This window comes from Pseudoalteromonas sp. 2CM36K (assembly GCF_023161865.1).
Taxonomy (GTDB): Bacteria; Pseudomonadota; Gammaproteobacteria; order Enterobacterales; family Alteromonadaceae; genus Pseudoalteromonas; species Pseudoalteromonas tetraodonis.
In genome coordinates this window covers 129,386-142,862 of the sequence record NZ_JALNTK010000004.1, presented here as the reverse complement: position 1 = coordinate 142,862, position 13,477 = coordinate 129,386, and the positions used below count along the sequence as shown (strand labels likewise).

At 40.0% G+C, this 13,477-nt stretch carries 11 protein-coding genes and 1 pseudogene; 7 read left to right on the top strand and 5 right to left on the bottom strand.

Annotated elements, in window-relative coordinates:
- Positions 1-6: 6 nt before the first annotated feature.
- The 5 genes and pseudogenes from MTN97_RS03845 to adk all read left to right on the top strand — a co-directional run bounded on the left by MTN97_RS03845 (position 7) and on the right by adk (position 4,806).
- A complete protein-coding gene (locus MTN97_RS03845; RefSeq protein ID WP_013465191.1) occupies positions 7-333 on the top strand; it encodes a YbaB/EbfC family nucleoid-associated protein in 327 nt (108 codons plus the stop codon).
- A gap of 6 nt (positions 334-339) precedes the next feature.
- The gene (recR, locus tag MTN97_RS03840; protein WP_036982332.1) at positions 340-948 is read left to right on the top strand and encodes a recombination mediator RecR; all 609 of its coding nucleotides are present in this window, start codon (positions 340-342) and stop codon (positions 946-948) included.
- 104 nt (positions 949-1,052) lie between these two features.
- Positions 1,053-1,765: pseudogene (locus MTN97_RS03835) on the top strand (RluA family pseudouridine synthase).
- A gap of 121 nt (positions 1,766-1,886) precedes the next feature.
- Positions 1,887-3,800: a molecular chaperone HtpG gene (gene htpG / locus MTN97_RS03830; RefSeq protein ID WP_036982337.1), complete on the top strand. Its 1,914-nt coding sequence runs from the start codon at positions 1,887-1,889 to the stop codon at positions 3,798-3,800.
- A 361-nt stretch (positions 3,801-4,161) separates the two neighbouring features.
- Positions 4,162-4,806, top strand: coding sequence for an adenylate kinase (gene adk, locus MTN97_RS03825; protein ID WP_036982340.1), 645 nt, complete (start codon positions 4,162-4,164; stop codon positions 4,804-4,806).
- 73 nt (positions 4,807-4,879) lie between these two features.
- Here the strand turns inward: adk and tpx are convergent, their stop codons facing one another.
- Complete coding sequence (tpx, locus tag MTN97_RS03820) at positions 4,880-5,461, bottom strand: thiol peroxidase (protein WP_036982343.1); 582 nt, start codon at positions 5,459-5,461, stop codon at positions 4,880-4,882.
- A gap of 221 nt (positions 5,462-5,682) precedes the next feature.
- On the opposite strand from tpx, the gene MTN97_RS03815 reads away from it, so the two are divergent.
- Complete coding sequence (locus MTN97_RS03815; RefSeq protein ID WP_214552022.1) at positions 5,683-6,687, top strand: response regulator; 1,005 nt, start codon at positions 5,683-5,685, stop codon at positions 6,685-6,687.
- A 6-nt stretch (positions 6,688-6,693) separates the two neighbouring features.
- Entirely contained in the window at positions 6,694-7,665 is a 972-nt protein-coding gene (locus MTN97_RS03810; protein ID WP_248473721.1) for a diguanylate cyclase, read from the top strand.
- 10 nt (positions 7,666-7,675) lie between these two features.
- Here MTN97_RS03810 and MTN97_RS03805 read toward each other — a convergent pair whose 3' ends face one another.
- The 4 genes from MTN97_RS03805 to MTN97_RS03790 are packed head-to-tail and all read right to left on the bottom strand — an operon-like array spanning position 7,676 to position 13,333.
- Complete coding sequence (locus MTN97_RS03805; protein WP_069439622.1) at positions 7,676-8,557, bottom strand: universal stress protein; 882 nt, start codon at positions 8,555-8,557, stop codon at positions 7,676-7,678.
- A 5-nt stretch (positions 8,558-8,562) separates the two neighbouring features.
- A complete protein-coding gene (locus MTN97_RS03800; protein ID WP_248473720.1) occupies positions 8,563-10,077 on the bottom strand; it encodes a SpoVR family protein in 1,515 nt (504 codons plus the stop codon).
- An 18-nt stretch (positions 10,078-10,095) separates the two neighbouring features.
- A complete protein-coding gene (locus MTN97_RS03795) occupies positions 10,096-11,379 on the bottom strand; it encodes a YeaH/YhbH family protein (protein ID WP_024602945.1) in 1,284 nt (427 codons plus the stop codon).
- A gap of 31 nt (positions 11,380-11,410) precedes the next feature.
- Complete coding sequence (locus tag MTN97_RS03790; protein ID WP_013465180.1) at positions 11,411-13,333, bottom strand: PrkA family serine protein kinase; 1,923 nt, start codon at positions 13,331-13,333, stop codon at positions 11,411-11,413.
- Positions 13,334-13,477: the final 144 nt, after the last annotated feature.

Here is a 13,477-nt window from a genome sequence, read left to right as displayed (position 1 = left end):
ACGATTATGTTTAAAGGTGGAATGGGTAACATGATGAAGCAAGCGCAGCAAATGCAAGAGCGCATGCAAAAAGCCCAAGAAGAAATCGCAACAATGGAAGTCGTTGGTGAAGCTGGTGCAGGTTTAGTTAAAGTAACCATGCTTGGTAACCACAACGTGCGCCGTGTTGAGCTTGATGAGAGCTTAATGGAAGACGACAAAGACATGATTGAAGATTTATTAGCTGCAGCATGTAACGATGCTGTGCGCCGTGTTGCCGACGAAACGCAAGAGCGCATGGGCAAAGTAACAGGCGGTATGCAATTACCACCTGGTATGAAAATGCCGTTCTAAGCAACTATGCAACTTTCAGATAGTTTAACATCGCTTATTGAAGCACTGCGTTGTCAGCCCGGCATTGGTCCAAAGTCTGCTCAGCGTATTGCGTTTCATTTGTTAGAGCGCGACCGTAAAGGCGGTGCTCAACTTGGTAATGCCCTGACTAAAGCAATGAATGCCGTAGGTCATTGCCAATCGTGCCGCACATTTACCGAGCAAGCGCATTGTGATATTTGCTTAAGCACTAAACGCCAAGACAGTGGTATTCTATGTGTTGTTGAATCGCCAACGGATGTACTGGCCATTGAGCAAACAGGTCAATACAAAGGGCTTTACTTTGTATTAATGGGGCATTTATCACCGATTGATGGCATAGGGCCTAAAGAAATTGGCCTTGATGTACTTGAGCAAAAGCTCGCGCAAGGCGGTATTAATGAAGTCATTTTAGCCACAAATCCTTCGGTTGAAGGCGAAACAACGGCGCATTATATTGCTCAGCTTTGCCACAAAAACAATGTGGGTGCATCGCGTATTGCTCATGGTATTCCTGTTGGTGGTGAGCTTGATTTAGTCGATGGAATGACGCTTATGCATGCATTTAGTGGTCGGCGCTTAGTCAGCCATGAATAGTTTATTTTAAGCTTAACTATTTGAACTTATTTTAAAAGCCTACATACATCTTATAGGCTTTTTTATTGCCTTTGATGCAATATAAATAACAACTTAAGGATGGTATGGCTGCAATAACTCAAAGTGCTAATGTGATTGTTGATGACTTTATCGCACCTGTTTGCCATGAACACACAGAAATCATTTATCAAGATGATGATATTTTGTTGATCAATAAACCTAGCGGTTTGTTGAGTTTATCGGGTAAAACCCTCTTAACTGGGATTCGGTTCACTATAGGCTTGTTAATGGTCAACAAGGCGTTACCGCAGCGTTTCCTAAAGCCATATTACCCCACCGTTTAGATTTGGGTACCTCCAGAGTGATGGTGGTAGCACTTAACGCGCAAGCAGCTAAAGCACTGAATGTGCAATTTCAATACCGAAGTGTTAAAAAACAATACCGCGCAATGCTCTCAGGGTTGGTTGCTGTGTCTCAAGGAGTGATTACTGCGCCTATAGCAAAAGATAAAATGCTATTTCCGAAAGCGAAAATTTGCCACCAGAGCGGCAAACCCGCGCAAACCGAATTTAAAGTGGTTAAACGTTTTCACAAAGAGTAAAAAACCTTAGTCGAATTTACTCCTATAACTGGACGCACTCATCAACTTAGGATACATAGCCTAACGTTTGGCCACCCTATACTAGGGTGTGATTTATATACAAATGATTGCAGTGAGCAGAGAACTCAACGGTTATTATTACATGCCAGCGACTTATTTTTTGTGCATCCACGCACTGATAAGCTAATGTACGGGCATGCCGCAACACCTTTTTAGTTGATTAAGCCTTTTAAAGTGTCTTTGAATGGGGTTTTTTATATTTTTTTACTTGAAGTTCTCACACCTCCCCCCATATTAAGTGCATAACGCAGACACTTTGCAAATTGGAGATACATAAATGACTGCAGCACAAAAAGAAACATTAGGCTTTCAAACAGAAGTAAAACAATTATTAAACTTAATGATTCATTCGCTTTATTCTAATAAAGAAATATTTTTACGTGAGCTTGTATCAAATGCATCTGATGCAGCCGATAAATTACGCTTTTTAGCGTTATCAAACGGCGACTTATATCAAGGTGATGCTGATTTACGTGTACGTATTAGTGCTGATAAAGAAGCTAATACGGTAACCATTTCTGATAATGGTATTGGTATGACACGTGATGAAGTGATCAGCTCTTTAGGTACAATTGCAAAGTCGGGTACCGCAGAATTTTTCAAAAACTTAACGGGCGACCAAAGCAAAGATTCACAACTTATTGGTCAATTTGGTGTGGGCTTTTACTCAGCGTTTATTGTGGCTGATGAAGTGACAGTGCGTACCCGTAAAGCAGGGGAGACAACAGCTGTAGAGTGGCAATCAAAAGGTGAAGGTGAATACACGCTGCAAGAAATTGAAAAACAAGGCCGTGGTACAGACATTATTCTACACCTACGTGAAGAAGAAAAAGAGTACGCAGACGAATGGCGCCTTCGTAGTATCGTGACTAAATACTCTGATCATATTTCTACACCAGTACAAATGTACAAAGCAGAAGTACCAGAGTCTGAAGGCGAAAACGGTGAGAAAATTCCAGCAGTTCCTGGTGAGTGGGAAAGCATTAACCGTGCTACGGCATTGTGGACGCGTGATAAGTCTGAAATCTCTGAAGATGAATACAAAGAATTTTACAAACATGTAAGCCATGACTGGGAAGATCCACTTAGTTGGGGGCATAACAAAGTTGAAGGTAAAACTGAATACACCAGTTTGTTATACATTCCGAAAAAAGCGCCGTTTGATTTATGGAACCGTGAGCGCCAAAGTGGCTTAAAATTATACGTGCAACGTGTATTTATTATGGATGATGCTGAGCAGTTTATGCCAAGCTATCTGCGTTTCGTTAAAGGTTTATTAGATTCAAATGATTTACCACTGAACGTATCGCGTGAAATACTTCAAGATAACAAAGTGACCCAAGCTATCCGTAAGGGGTGTACGTCGCGTATTATTAAAATGCTTGAGCGTATGGCGAAAAACAAAGCCGATGATTACCAAACGTTTTGGAATGAATTTGGTCAAGTAATGAAAGAAGGCCCAGCAGAAGATGCGGCTAACAAAGAGAGCATTGCTAAGCTGTTACGTTTTGCTTCAACGCATACCGATTCAGACACTCAAGATGTATCGCTTGAACAATACATTGAGCGTATGAAAGACAGCCAAGATAAAATTTACTATGTTGTTGCTGACTCATTTATTGCAGCTAAAAACTCACCGCATTTAGAAATTTTCCGCAAAAAAGGCATTGAAGTTTTACTACTAAGTGACCGTGTTGATGAGTGGATGATGAGCCACTTAACTGAATTTGCAGACAAGCAATTTCAATCAATTACTCGCGGTGATTTAGATTTAGGTGACTTAGACGACGAAGAAACGAAAAAAGCACAAGAAGAGTCTGAAAAAGAAGTTGCAGGCCTTATTGAGCGTATTAAAACTGCATTAGGTGATGATGTTAAAGAAGTACGCTTTACACATCGTTTAACCGATTCGCCAGCCTGTGTGGTGAGCGACGACAACGACATGAGCTCGCAAATGCAAAAGCTGATGGAGTCAGTAGGTCAAGCAGTGCCAGAAGCTAAACCTGTGTTTGAGCTAAACCCTGAACACCAGATTGTTAAGCATTTAAATGATGAGCAAGACGAAGATAAATTTGCGCAGTGGTCACATGTATTGCTAGATCAAGCATTACTAGCTGAGCGCGGTACGCTTAAAGATCCAACTGGATTTGTCACTCGCTTAAATAAACTTATGCTTGATTTGAGCAAATAAGTATTAAAAATCAATGATTGAGTAAAAAGGGAACGTTTGTTCCCTTTTTTATGCGCTGGAGCATAGAGTTTATTGATTTGTAAAGGTTAAATTTTCTGCATAGGCGCTGCCCAAAAGGGTCTGTCTGCCTACATGGGGGGTGGCAAATGGCGTGAGCAGGACGCAGAAGCTTTGCTCGATTTTTGCACAGCCTACTAGGTTGCAAAGCTTGTGCCGCTATTAAAGTGCCCCTGGTTTGCACAAATATTAATCCGCAAAGGCCAACAGACTCTAGACAATTAGTATAAGTTACTTGAGTATCTGCGGCGCTTGTGGAAGAATTCAGACTTTAAAATAAACTCTCATATTAGGGGACAATGATATGCGCATTATTCTTTTGGGCGCGCCGGGTGCAGGTAAAGGTACTCAAGCTCAGTTTTTAATGGATAGATACGGTATTCCACAAATTTCTACCGGTGATATGCTACGAGCTGCAATTAAAGAGGGCACACCACTTGGCCTTGAAGCAAAAAAAGTAATGGACGCAGGTCAGTTAATTTCTGATGACATCATCATTGGCCTTGTTAAAGAGCGCATTGCAAAACCTGATTGTGAGAAAGGCTTTTTACTTGATGGCTTTCCACGTACCATTCCACAAGCTGATGCAATGAAAGACAATGGCGTTGTCGTTGATCATGTTATTGAGTTTGATGTTGCTGATGAAGTAATTGTTGAGCGTATGGGTGGCCGTCGTGTTCATCCTGGTTCTGGTCGTGTTTATCATGTTGTTTACAATCCACCAAAAGAGGAAGGTAAAGACAACGAAACAGGCGAAGAGCTTATTATCCGTGAGGATGACACAGAAGAGACAGTTCGTAAACGCTTAGGCATTTACCATGAGCAAACAATGCCACTGGTTGACTACTATCAAGCAGAAGCGCAAGCGGGTAATACGCAGTACCATAAATTAGACGGTACTCAAGCGGTTGAAGCTGTAAGCAAGCAACTAGCTGAGCTTTTAGGTTAATTTTTATCTAAAATTAAAAGCATAATTAAAAAAACCGCTTTATAGCGGTTTTTTATTATCTGAAATTTGACCTTTAAAGCGTTTTAAGCTTTTCAATAACGCTATCGTATTCAGGCTCGGTTGATAAGCTACTAACTAATTGTTTATATATAACTTTATGGCTTTTATCGAGAATAAAAACAGCGCGAGTAAGTAACCCCATATCTTTAATTATTAACCCATACTTTTGGCCAAAATCACGCCATACAGAATCAGAAAGTGTCGTAACTTTATCGATATTTTCTGCTTTGCAAAAACGTTTTTGTGCAAAAGGTAGGTCGGCACTAATCGTCAACATGGCTACGCTAGGAAACTGTTGCGCTACTTTTTCATTAAAATGTTTTGTTTGCAGGCTACAAATACCAGTATCTAAGCTTGGTACTACGCTGATCAATATAGCCTGTCCTTGGTAATTTTCTAATGTAATGGCAGTAAAGCTGTCGTCGACCACTTTAAAATTTGGCGCATCAGCACCGACTTTAAGGCCTTGGCCTAGTAACGTAACAGGTTTACCTTGCGCTGTTACTTTTCCTGCATCTAAGGTGTTTTCAGGTAACTCTGATGCAAAACTAGTGCAACAAAACAGGCTTAATGCAAAGGCTAATGAACGACGCATGGATTTTTTCCTTTTAAGAATTAACGTAATAGTGGTGAGTGTATTATACAGTGACGGAGTTACCAAGCAGAATAATTGACGCGTTTATTTTTCCCTAAAATTGTAAATAAGCAATACTTTGATTAATATGTATATATAATAAATAGGTAATGATTAATAATATCCGTGCCTTTATTTTTTGCGGTGTCAGCGTACAACAAGTTTTAAAATAGAGAGATAATATGTCAACATCGGTTTTAATTTGTGATGATTCAAAATTAGCTAGACGTCAATTAGCTCGCTCTTTACCCGATGATTGGGATATTAAAGTTGAATTTGCATGTGACGGTGTAGACTGCATAAAACAAATAACTAAAGCCCAGCCTGAAATTCTTTTCCTTGATTTAAATATGCCAGAAATGGACGGTTATGGCGTGCTTGCTGCAATGAAAGAGCAAGGACTCGACGTTCTCACTGTTGTGGTATCAGGCGATATTCAACCGAGTGCGCATCAACGTGTGCTTGAGCTTGGCGCCATAGATTTTATTCAAAAACCGTGTTCCCCCGAAAAGCTTGCTGCCATTATTGAACATCATGGTATTAGAGATAGAGCACTGCGTGAACGCATGTCTCACTCGTTAGGTGAACAAGTTGACCCTGATGTTCGTGATATATATCAAGAGCTGACTAATGTTGCCATGGGTCAGGCGGGAGATTTACTAGCAAGACTGCTTAATGTATTTGTTAAGTTACCCATTCCTAATGTTAATGTTTTAGAAGTCAGTGAGCTCAACATGGCGTTAAGCTATGTTGATACCAATGACACTACATCGGGTATTTGCCAAGGCTTTATAGGCGGCGGGGTATCTGGCGAGGCATTATTACTTTTAAATGACTCTAGTTTTAAAGAAATAGCCTCACTGATGAATTACGAAGGTGAACTAAACGACAAGGTTGAGTTAGAGTTGCTAATGGATGTAAGTAACATTTTAATTGGCGCTATTTTAACCGGCTTGTCAAAACAGCTCGACATGACCTTTAGCCAAGGGCATCCAATAGTTTTGGGGCAGCATCGGGACGTTTCTGAACTTGTTCAGTCGAATAAGTCGCGCTGGCAACGGACTCTAGCCATAGAAATAAGTTACGGTATTGAAAATCATGATATTAGTTGTGATTTAATGTTGCTCTTTACTGAAGATTCACTGAAAACTTTGAAATACAAAGTTGCTCATCTACTAGAAGATTAAATATTTATGCCAGCTGATTTAGATGTGAATGAAATCCATTGGTTAATGGATATGTTTAATACGGTTGATGTCGGTCTTGTTATACTCGATCGAGAATACAAAGTGCATGTATGGAATGGTTTTATGGAAAATCATTCTGGTTTGTTACCGAGCGCTGTGAAAGACAAAGACTTATTTGATTTATTTCCGGCCATTGATGAAAAATGGTTTAGAAGTAAATCTGAGTCAGTGTTTGTATTAAAGAATCGTTCATTTACTATTTGGGAGCAACAGCCTTATATTTTTCGTTTTAAAAACTACCGACCAATTACCGGTAAAGCGGACTATATGTATCAAAATGCCACGTTTATCCCACTTACCAATGTGCGAGGCGAAGTCGAGCATATTTGTATTATTATTTACGATGTGACAGATATTGCGGTTAACAAAAAAGAACTAGAAGAGTTAAATAAAAAACTAGAACAAGTAAGCCAAACAGATAGTTTAACCCAGCTTGCCAATAGAGGGCACTGGGAGCATTTATTGCACCAAGAATTTTTACGAACGAAGCGAAACAAAGGTTGTTGCTCGTTATTAATTTTTGATATTGACCACTTTAAAAAGGTAAATGATGATTTTGGACATAGTGCTGGAGATGTAGCACTTCGTCATGTAGCGAGTTTACTGAAAACTGCATTGCGTGAAACAGACATTGCTGGGCGATACGGCGGTGAAGAGTTTGTTGTTACTTTATTAGATACCGATAAACAAGGGGCTATTGTATTTGCTGAACGCTTACGCCAGCTAATTGAAACCTCTCCGGCGAAATACAATGAGCACACGCTGCATTTGGCCATTAGTGTGGGTATTGCGTGTTTTGATGATCAATTTAAAGATCACGAACGTTGGATTGAAGCTGCCGATAAAGCGCTTTACCATTCAAAAGAAACGGGTCGAAATAAAGTGTCGGTATACGCTGATATAAAAAATGATGCTTAGGCATCATTTTTTAATTGGGGGGTAAAATAAGCAAGTCAGTTTTAAGTAAGCGCATTATTTTTTCTGCAGTATTACCAATGAGTTTTGCTTTAATTCCTACATTCCCAACAGATCCTATAATCACTAAATCAGCATTGAGCTTGGCTGCTAAGCTTGGGATCACCTGCTCAGGTAAACCCGCTTTAATATAAAGTTTGTCGCGTAAGTTATTATCAATAATGAGTTGTTGCTGTGATTGAGGTAATTTCTCAAAGGCATTGACTAGTTGCTCTTCTGAAAATACTAAGCCTAAATCTCTTAATATTGGAGAAATATACACTGTGTAGCCGGCATAAAATTCACAGTCTGTTCGCTGTGCGTATGCTAGACCATATTTAATAATTGACTGATTAAGTTTATGTTTTGCGGTTTTTTCGCTAGCTAAATCAAGTGCAGCGAGTATGTTGGTATGCTTGCGCCATTTGTTATCTGCCGCTAAATACAAAGCGATGGGTGTAAAGCGGATAAGTTGCCAATCAAGCTCACTAAATTGGCTATCGCTGTCGATATGGCGTGTTTTTATCACCATTTCGTAATCATCAGTATTAATATCTTCGTTAAGCCACTGCTCGGGGGCTTCATGCCATGCGGTTTGAAAGGTATAACTGCAACCCTCCAGTTCAGCGCTAATCAGTGGCTCCAACTGAGCCCTTAATGATGAAAGGCATTTATCTTGGAGTGAAAGCAATTGTTCTGGCGACAGAGAAAATAAAATATTGCTGGTTTCTTCAAAGCTAAATGCAACAATATCAATATGTTTATTGCCTTGCAGCGCTTTTTGTTTAGCGTGCTGCAATGACGTTTTTGCAAATTCAACCGAATCAATCAGTACAAGAAGCTTTTTTTTGTCCATTATTTTTACTCTGTTGTATGGCGTGAATCATCAATTGGACATTGACCAATGGTTGAAATCTCACCCGAATTTGACTCCTGTTCCAGTTTTACCTTAAAGCCCCATAGTCTGTAAAGGTGTTTTAATACTTCCCCATGGGAGTTAGCCAGTGGAATAGCATTATGGGGTACATATCGTAGGGTTAAAGAGCGGTCGCCGCGTAAGTCAACATCGTAAACTTGTATGTTAGGCTCATGATTACTAAGGTTATATTGTGCAGAAAGTGCTTCTCTAACCGATTTGTAGCCATTATCGTCGTGAATAGCGCCTATTTCTAAATGTGGGTTACTAGCATGGTCGACTATGGTGAATAATTTAAAGTCCCGAATCAGCTTAGGGGATAAAAATTGGCTAATAAAACTCTCATCCTTGAAATTTTGCATTGCAAAGTGGAGTGTCTCGAGCCAGTCACTGCCCGCATGCTCAGGAAACCAGCGTTTATCTTCTTCTGTTGGGTTTTCACAAATACGACGTATATCAACCATCATATTAAAGCCCAGTGCATAGGGGTTAATACCCGAGTAATAATCGCTATTGTATGGAGGTTGGTACACAACATTAGTATGGCTTTGTAAAAACTCCAACATAAATGAGTCGGTTAGTTTTCCCTCATCATATAAATGGTTCAAAATAGTATAGTGCCAAAAAGTGGCCCAACCTTCATTCATTACTTGGGTTTGTTTTTGCGGATAAAAGTATTGCGATATTTTTCGCACTATCCTGACGATTTCTCGCTGCCATGACTCGAGTAAAGGGGCATTTTTTTCAATAAAGTACAGAATATTTTCCTGTGGCTCTTGCGGGAAGTGGCGTTCGTGTTTTTTTGACTCTTGCTGTTGAGAAGGAATGGTACGCCATAATTCGTTAACTTGTGATTGCAAATACTCAGCCCGTTCTTGCTGACGCTTTTGTTCTTCAAATAACGAAATTCGTTGTGGACGTTTGTACCTATCAACACCGTAACTCATTAATGCATGACATGAGTCGAGTATGCTTTCTACTTCGGAAATACCGTACTTTTCTTCACAGCGGCTAATATAGTTTTTAGCAAACAATAAATAATCAATAATTGAGCCTGCATCAGTCCAAGTTTTAAATAAATAATTACCTTTAAAAAATGAGTTATGCCCGTAGCAAGCATGTGCCATAACCAGTGCCTGCATCGGAAGGGTGTTTTCTTCCATTAGGTAAGCAATACAGGGGTTGGAATTAATCACAATTTCATACGCAAGTCCCATTTGGCCGCGTTTATAATTTTGCTCCGTTTGAATAAATTTTTTACCATACGACCAGTGAGTGTAGCCAATGGGCATGCCTATACTTGAGTAGGCATCCATCATTTGTTCTGCGGTGATTACTTCAATTTGGTTAGGGTAGGTGTCTAACTTGTAATGCTCAGCCACACGGGCTATTTCGTCTTGGTATTGTTGCAATAGTTCAAAGGTCCAATCGGGCCCATCACTTATTCGATTATCGTTCATAATGCTACCTCGCTTTGGCTATGCAGCCCCTTGCTGTTGACGACCTTTTTTAAATAGCTCCCTAAATATAGGGTAAATATCTTCAACACCTTGGATATGTTGGATGGCAAAATTACTGTTCGTTTGGCTAATGCTTTGATACTCGCGCCATAAACTTTGATGGGCACGTGTGGTAATTTCTATATAGGCAAAATAGCGAACAGCTTTAAGTATTTTATTACGTAAAATGTGTCCACATTGGGGCGTGTCATCGGCCCAATTATCGCCATCAGAAGCTTGTGCTGCGTATATATTCCATTCATCAGCATTATAGCGCTCAGCTATTATTTCATTCATCAGTTTTAGTGCACTTGAAACAATGGTACCGCCTGTTTCTTGTGAATAAAAAAACTCCTGCTCATCAACTTCTTTGGCTTGGGTATGATGGCGAATATACACAACGTCGATGTCTTTGTAGCTGCGAGTTAAAAACTGATAAAGCAAAATGTAAAAGCGCTTTGCCATGTCTTTTGTTGCTTGATCCATCGAACCTGACACATCCATAATACAAAACATCACCGCTTTACTAGTTGGGTGTGGTTGCTTGTCGTAGTTACGAAAACGTAAGTCGTAATTATCGATAAAGGGCACGGTTTTTATTTGCTGTTTGAGTGTGTCGATTTCTTTTTGTAATAAGGCCACAGCGGCTTTATCACAGTGTGGTTGTTCAAGCAGCAGTGCTAGTTGCCCCTCAAGCTCGCTAAGGCGGCGTTTTTTACCTGCGGTCATTGCAATACGACGAGCTAGAGAGCCTTGTAATGAGCGCACTACATCAATATTGCTGGGCATACCATCACTGCAAAACCCAGCGCGATGGGTTTTCATTTGCACTAGCTTATCAAGCTGATTTTCTTGCAAATTAGGGAGTTCTAAATCCTCAAATAACAAATCAAGGTATTCATCTTTAGAGATAGAAAAAACAAATTCATCTTGGCCTTCGCCAGAGTCACTTGCTTCACCTTCGCCTGCGCCACCGCCTTTGCCTCCTTTAGGGCGTTCTATTTTGTCGCCAGTAGAGAACTGATCGTTCCCAGGGTGTATTTGCTCTCTATTACCGCCTCTACCTTGATGAAAAGTAGGTTCGCTAATATCACGCTGCGGAATAGAGATGCTCTCTCCAGAGCTTGAATCAGTGACACTGCGTTTATTGATCGCATCAGACACCGCTTCTTTGATCTGCTTTTTATAACGCCTAATAAAACGCTGGCGGTTAACTGTGCTTTTGTTTTTGCCATTTAAACGCCTGTCGATAAAATGCGCCATAATGACCTCCTAAAAACTGCAATTATGAAGGTTATTGCGATTTTCTAACCCGTAAATACCACTCAGATAGCAAGCGCACTTGTTTTTGCGTGTAGCCTTTTTCAACCATACGATTAACAAAGTCCTCATGCTTTTGCTGATCTTCAGCTGATGTTTTTGCATTAAATGAAATAACAGGGAGTAAGTCTTCCGTGTTTGAGAACATTTTTTTCTCAATAACCGTGCGTAGTTTTTCATAACTCGTCCACAGCGGATTTTTGCCATTGTTATGAGCGCGAGCACGCAGCACAAAGTTAACAATTTCATTTCTAAAATCTTTAGGGTTTGAAATACCTGCAGGCTTTTCTATTTTTTCAAGCTCAGCGTTGAGTGCATCACGGTCAAATAATTGCCCTGTATCAGGGTCGCGGTATTCTTGATCTTGAATCCAAAAATCAGCATAAATAACGTAGCGGTCAAAAATATTTTGGCCATATTCTGAATATGACTCTAAGTACGCGGTTTGTAGCTCTTTACCTATAAACTCAACATATTGTGGAATTAAATAGCCTTTTAAAAAGCTTAAATAACGTTCTTCAACCTCGGCACTAAATTGTTCACGCTCAATTTGCTGCTCAAGCACATAAAACAAATGCACAGGGTTGGCGGCCACTTCGGTGGTGTCAAAGTTGAATACTCGCGATAAAATCTTAAACGCAAAACGGGTTGAAAGGCCGGTCATGCCCTCATCAACACCAGCGTAATCACGATACTCTTGATACGACTTCGCTTTTGGGTCGGTGTCTTTAAGGGTTTCACCATCGTAAACTCGCATTTTAGAGTAAATGCTTGAGTTTTCCGGCTCTTTTAAGCGCGAAAGAGTGGTAAATTGGGCTAAAATTTTAAGTGTACCTGGCGCACAGGGGGCGTTGTAAAGCTCACTGTGTTCAATCAGCTTATCGTAAATTTTAATTTCTTCGGTCACTCGTAAGCAATAAGGGACCTTAACAATATAAACACGGTCTAAAAAGGCTTCGTTGTTTTTATTGTTTTTAAAGGTTTGCCATTCTGATTCATTAGAGTGGGCGAGTATCATGCCGTTAAATGGCAGGGCGCTTATGCCTTCTGTGCCGTTATAGTTACCTTCTTGTGTGGCTGTTAGCAGTGGGTGTAACACTTTTATGGGGGCTTTAAACATTTCCACAAATTCCATTAAGCCTTGGTTGGCTAAACATAATGCGCCTGAATAGGCATAAGCATCAGGATCATTTTGTGCAAAGTGTTCAAGTTGGCGAATATCGACCTTACCGACAAGAGCAGAAATATCTTGATTGTTTTCATCTCCGGGCTCTGTTTTAGCAATCGCAACTTGATTTAAAATTGATGGGAAGCGTTTAACCACTCTAAATTGACTAATATCACCATTAAATTCTTGTAAACGTTTTGCGGCCCATGGCGACATTACCGTTTTGAGGTAACGAGACTTAATTCCATATTCTTTTTCGAGTAGGCTGGCATCTTCAACGGGATCAAATAATGACAGCGGATGGTCATTAACCGGGGAGCCCTTAATTGCATAAATAGGCACTTGTTGCATTAAATACTTTAGCTTTTCAGCAATCGATGACTTACCGCCACCTACCGGACCAAGCAAGTAAAGCACTTGTTTACACTCTTCTAATCCTTGCGCGGCGTGTTTTAGATAAGAAACAATTTGCTCAATGGCGTCTTCCATACCATAAAAATCGGCAAATGCAGGGTAACGTGCAACAACACGGTTCGAAAATAAGCGACTTAAACGAGTATCGGTAGCGGTATCTACCATTTTAGGCTCGCCAATGGCCATCAGTAATCTTTCAGGAGCACTGGCATAAGCAGACTTATCGGTTTTACAAATTTCTAGAAACTCAGCAACACTGTACTCTTCTTCTTGTGTTGATTCATAACGTGCTTGGTAGTGATCAAAAATAGTCATAATGACCTCCGAAACCTACTTGGAAAATGTATTCACCATTTAAAGTCTAGTCACGAATTTAAATTTTTGTGCAATAAAATTAAAAATTTATATGAAAAATGATCATGATGCACTTTTAAAAAACAACCTACGTATAACCTTAAT

What these genes read in the sequence shown, in the direction of transcription:
- MTN97_RS03790 (WP_013465180.1), bottom strand. Translation starts at nt 13,333, where the DNA reads ATGACTATTTTTGATCACTACCAAGCACGTTATGAATCAACACAAGAA.
- MTN97_RS03800 (WP_248473720.1), bottom strand. Translation starts at nt 10,077, where the DNA reads ATGAACGATAATCGAATAAGTGATGGGCCCGATTGGACCTTTGAACTA.
- MTN97_RS03795 (WP_024602945.1), bottom strand. Translation starts at nt 11,379, where the DNA reads ATGGCGCATTTTATCGACAGGCGTTTAAATGGCAAAAACAAAAGCACA.
- MTN97_RS03810 (WP_248473721.1), top strand. Translation starts at nt 6,694, where the DNA reads ATGCCAGCTGATTTAGATGTGAATGAAATCCATTGGTTAATGGATATG.
- recR (WP_036982332.1), top strand. Translation starts at nt 340, where the DNA reads ATGCAACTTTCAGATAGTTTAACATCGCTTATTGAAGCACTGCGTTGT.
- tpx (WP_036982343.1), bottom strand. Translation starts at nt 5,461, where the DNA reads ATGCGTCGTTCATTAGCCTTTGCATTAAGCCTGTTTTGTTGCACTAGT.
- htpG (WP_036982337.1), top strand. Translation starts at nt 1,887, where the DNA reads ATGACTGCAGCACAAAAAGAAACATTAGGCTTTCAAACAGAAGTAAAA.
- MTN97_RS03845 (WP_013465191.1), top strand. Translation starts at nt 7, where the DNA reads ATGTTTAAAGGTGGAATGGGTAACATGATGAAGCAAGCGCAGCAAATG.
- MTN97_RS03815 (WP_214552022.1), top strand. Translation starts at nt 5,683, where the DNA reads ATGTCAACATCGGTTTTAATTTGTGATGATTCAAAATTAGCTAGACGT.
- MTN97_RS03805 (WP_069439622.1), bottom strand. Translation starts at nt 8,557, where the DNA reads ATGGACAAAAAAAAGCTTCTTGTACTGATTGATTCGGTTGAATTTGCA.
- adk (WP_036982340.1), top strand. Translation starts at nt 4,162, where the DNA reads ATGCGCATTATTCTTTTGGGCGCGCCGGGTGCAGGTAAAGGTACTCAA.